The organism is Thalassobacillus sp. B23F22_16 (genome assembly GCF_043496955.1).
GTDB classification, from domain to species: Bacteria; Bacillota; Bacilli; order Bacillales; family Halobacillaceae; genus Thalassobacillus; species Thalassobacillus devorans_A.
This window is the reverse complement of the sequence record NZ_JBIEKD010000053.1, coordinates 1-4,090: the sequence shown is the minus strand read 5'-3', so window position 1 is coordinate 4,090 and position 4,090 is coordinate 1. Positions and strand designations below refer to the sequence as shown.

Annotated in this window: 5 protein-coding genes; all 5 read right to left on the bottom strand. The window is 31.9% G+C overall.

The features are described from left to right. Positions 1 to 20 precede the first annotated feature (20 nt). Positions 21 to 524, bottom strand: coding sequence for a GNAT family N-acetyltransferase (locus ACGTNI_RS19855; protein ID WP_394464231.1), 504 nt, complete (start codon positions 522 to 524; stop codon positions 21 to 23). Between the two features lie 54 nt (positions 525 to 578). Beyond that, the gene (locus tag ACGTNI_RS19850) at positions 579 to 1,754 is read right to left on the bottom strand and encodes a carboxylate--amine ligase (RefSeq protein ID WP_394464230.1); all 1,176 of its coding nucleotides are present in this window, start codon (positions 1,752 to 1,754) and stop codon (positions 579 to 581) included. Between the two features lie 48 nt (positions 1,755 to 1,802). Beyond that, on the bottom strand, positions 1,803 to 2,762 hold the full coding sequence (locus tag ACGTNI_RS19845) for an NAD-dependent epimerase/dehydratase family protein (protein WP_394464229.1): 960 nt from the start codon (positions 2,760 to 2,762) through the stop codon (positions 1,803 to 1,805). Next, on the bottom strand, positions 2,734 to 3,609 hold the full coding sequence (locus tag ACGTNI_RS19840; protein ID WP_394464228.1) for a polysaccharide deacetylase family protein: 876 nt from the start codon (positions 3,607 to 3,609) through the stop codon (positions 2,734 to 2,736). The genes ACGTNI_RS19845 and ACGTNI_RS19840 overlap by 29 nt, the downstream gene beginning before the upstream one ends. Positions 3,610 to 3,612: 3 nt before the next feature. Beyond that, the coding region (locus ACGTNI_RS19835; RefSeq protein WP_394464227.1) for a sugar transferase at positions 3,613 to 4,090 on the bottom strand (478 nt) is incomplete at its 5' end.

Genomic DNA, 4,090 nt, shown 5'->3' with positions numbered 1-4,090 from the left:
TGCATTAAATATTAAAAATATCATGATTTAGAGAATTTCAAAATTATATAGTCTCCCTTTCCTTTATCACATAATTTTATCGATCTTAACAGTTTAGTTATGTGGGCATCACTTAAATATTGAAACCCTACAGCTTCAGACGCTTTAATACTCGGGATATTATCTTTATGAATGTAATCATATGCAAACTTGAATTCAATACCTGATGTATTTAATATATAATCCAACAATACTATCGACAGCTTTCTACCCCTATAATCTTCATGAACAAAATAAGGCCCCACTATAATATCCTTTTTTGTAGAAAATTTATATCTTTTATCTTTTCCATTCTGTACTAGACAGTAACCAATCAAGTTATTTTTATCAGCTATATAAAATACTTTATAGCCAGTTAAATAGGCAAGAAGAAGTCTTACTCTTCTTTTTAATGTTAGTGGTTCTAAATCTTTGTAAAAAGGCTTTGTAATACTAGGGTTATATTCATAATATATCAGTCCATTTTTTTCAAATACCTTTTTCATAACTCTCTCCTTTATAAATATCCCTATTGATTTAACATAAGATCCAAACATAAGTTACTTACTAGCTTTTAGTTTTGCTTGAAGATTTTTGAGGTTTCCAACTAAGTTAATAAACGTTGACAACACAGTAGCAACTGTTGGCAGGGGATCTTCCTTTGATAATATTGCATAACTAATATTCTTAGGCTTATTAAAGAAATAACCTATTTCTTGGTTAAATCTCTTCTTATTAAAAGCAAAATTAAGTAGGTCCCCCGGTAATAACCATTGACAGTATTCATTAAATTTATTGTTTATTTTGGTTCCTACTTCTTTACTCAGTGATAACTCAGAAAAAATAAACGGGAAATCAATACCAACATTGACTGCTAGTGCTATATTTGCAGAAAAACGAGGGTTAATTTCCATTAAGAAATGTTTACCTGTGTTGTAGTCCACTATGTATTCAACTTCCGCAAATCCTACCCAATTAATTTTTTCCATAAACTCTATTGTTTGATTTTCAATTTCCGGAAGTTCAACAGTTTTCCATAATGTTACAGGTCCACCATCTACCGGAAATTCCCTAATCCCTTGATATGTACATGAAGCCTTTACCTTATGGTCCTCGTCTGTCATTAATAAAATTTGTATTTTTTTGTAGTTACCAGATACATATTGCTGAATAATAGGTAAAGGATAAATGCTATGAATTTCCTTATACTTTGTTATCAATTCCTTTTTATTTTCAACATAAGAGAGTCCACGAGAACCTGAACTCATTCGAGGCTTTATAATAACTGGATAATTGATTTCATCTTTTAATTTCTCTAAATCAGCAATATTATTAGGGAAATACGTGTAAGGACACGACACCCCCAAATCTATTGCATATTTAATAGTTTTACCTTTATCCCTAGCAAGCATAAATGTTTCATAACCTGGCAATAAAGTTTTAATACTGCCAATTTTATCTCTATTATTTATTATTAATTCAACTGTTTCATCTTCCATTGGTACTAAGACATCAATAGAATGTTCTCTAATCAATTTAGTTAGTGTAGCAAGATAATTTTCTTCTTCGAAAACAGGGTTTGGTAAGTAATGAAATTTAGAACAGTATTTACTAAACCTAGACATGTTTATTTTATTGTCGCAAGCTGCTATTACTTGGTACCCTTTTTTCCCAAGGCTTCTCACAGCACATAAAGCTTTTCTAGAGTTGCAATCTGTAACTAATACCTTTGGCATTTTAATCCACCTTATTATTAAATTAAATATGACAAGTGGGAGAGTTATTTATTGTATTTCCCTATATACTGTATTCTTTAAATTCCACCTTGGTGTCATTACTTGTTCCATTCTATTGGTTGAATATCTAGCAGGTCTAATTAACTTATATAGATTAGTACGAAATTTATTAAGCTTTTGGTTCTTAAATAATTTAATTGATATCTCTATGCTATTTTTAATAAAAGTCATTGCTAAATCAGGTAGGTGAATAACTCTTTTGGAATTACCCAACTTCTTTTCTAAAGAAATAAATTCCTTTGGATTAATGGGTTCCTTATCACAAACATTAAATATACCAGATATATTTTTTTTGGAATTAAGCCACTCAACTACAAATTCAACCACATTATTAACAGATACAAAGTGATAACTATACCTACCACCAAGGGTGAATGCTATGTCTGGGCTCTTTAGATAAATTCTTTTATAGGCATCTTTCATAAACTCCCTATCATAAACAGGGGCAAATCTACCAATTACATAGTTATGGGAATACTTCTCCCCCAAATCTTCCAAAGTTTTTTCAGCAAAATACTTGGATTTAGCATAGGCTGAAATTGGATTTGGAAGGCAGTCTTCTTTTATAATAGAATCGTCTATATTTCCATATACATCTACAGAGCTGGCAAAAAATATACTGGCGCCCTTCCTTATAGCGCATTGGAATATTGTTTTACTTGCTAGTGTATTTACTCTGTAGAATTCATTCCACTCAATTTTTTTTCGTCCTTTAAGATGGGCAATTGCTGCCAAGTGTATAACTGTAGATATATCATAATTGGAGAATATATTCTCCACAGCAATACAATCAGTAAGATCCGTTCTTATATATTTAAAATGCTCATGTAATATTTTTGGTTTTTCTCCAGTAGATAAACCCAGGACTTTATAGCCTTTATTTAACAGGGCATTTGTGACTCTAGATCCGATAAAACCATTACATCCCGTAACTAAAACTTGCCCCATTGCCATCCCTCACTTTTAATTCCTGCTCAAAGGTACGAAACTCAACACCTTCATTTAATAACATTAACAGTACCTTTTCTAATTTTCTAAGATTACCCTTCCTACCAACTGACGCTCTAAATTTATCTTTTACTGGCATTTCCTTTGGAAACGGTAAATTTATATCGGTTAACTCAAAAGGGTGTAAATACAATATAAAGTTATTATGGTCCTTAAAGTATTTCCTAATCAGAAAACTAATTAAGGGATAAGGGAGTAACCTAAGATATCCACCGCCAGATATAGGTAAATTATACTTCCCTATTTGGTATGTCGGTATTTCAAATTCTAGAAAATTATCTTTTTGGTATGTTAAATCTTCAATTTTTTGATAACCGCTCAAATCAAGGCTTCCATAAAGTGGATGTTTCGCAAAACTAATATAACTAGAATCATAGCTATAGCCACATTCTTCTAAAATATCGAGTTTTTTTCTATCCATGGAAAAGCAGGAGGCCCGATAACCCTTGACAACCTCTTCACCTAAAACGGAGTCTAGCATTTTTTTTCCTTCAACTATTTGCTCTTTAAATTCAGCATTTGTTTTATTATATAAAAGTTCATGATCTAAGCCATGACAACCTATTACATGACCTCTATCTTTTATTTCTCTTAAAATATCCGCATGTTTATAGGCTAATTCAGCAAGTGTGAAAAATGTAGCTTTGATATTTAGCTTGTCTAACATATCTAGAAAATTAAAAATCTGTGGTATTGTCTCAACTTCATCTTTATTAACTTGATATGTTTTCAAATAATCGAGATGATACCATTCTTCTATGTCAATGGATAAGTATGCTTTCTTCATGTTTCAATTCTCCTTAGTACTTGCAATCTCTTTTTCCCCTGTACTTCCAGTTCCGCCTTCAACAACTCCTTCACTCTTAACTATACTGACGACAGTTCCAAAAAAACATTTAACATCCATTCTAAAATTAATTCTCTTAACGTACTCACCATCCAGCTTTGCCTTTACTGTAATTGGAAGCTCATCTCTTCCATTAATTTGAGCCCAACCAGTCATCCCAGGTGGAACATCATTTGCGCCATACTTATCCCGTTCAGCAATCAAATCATATTGATTCCATAACGCAGGCCTAGGTCCAATAATACTCATATGCCCAACAAAGATATTCCAAATTTGCGGTAACTCATCAAGTGAAGTCTTTCTCAAAAATTCACCCATTCTAGTAATATACTGTGCTGGGTTTTCCAGCAAGTGAGTTGGAGTGTCTTTCGGTGTGTCTATTCTCATCGTACGGAATTTCAATATGTTAAAATATGATTTT